General features: G+C 69.8%; 1 pseudogene. It reads right to left on the minus strand.

Annotation, left to right across the window (positions count from 1 at the left end):
- Positions 1–259, minus strand: a pseudogene (locus tag KVS71_RS17690) (RsmG family class I SAM-dependent methyltransferase); the annotation flags it as partial.
- Between the last annotated feature and the right edge of the window lie 3 nt (positions 260–262).

Raw genomic sequence — 262 nt, forward strand, 5'->3', positions numbered from 1 at the left:
GGGTCCACGACACGTCGGGTCGCGCGCTCGCGAGTACCAGACCAGGAAGTCCGGCTCCGGACCCGGTGTCCGCGACGGAGCCGTGGAACAGGGGCGCGGCGTTCGCGCTGTTCAGGATGTGACGGGTCCACAACCGGGCCAGTTCCAGCGGTCCGATCAGGCCCCGCTACTCACCCTCACGCGCAAGGGACTCTGTGAACCGTCGAGCGAGCTGAGGGCGCCCCCCGACAATCTGGGCGGGGTCTGCCGGGTCCTGCATGAC

The sequence above is a fragment of the Microbacterium sp. GbtcB4 genome (assembly GCF_019091465.1).
GTDB lineage: Bacteria > Actinomycetota > Actinomycetes > Actinomycetales > Microbacteriaceae > Microbacterium > Microbacterium paraoxydans.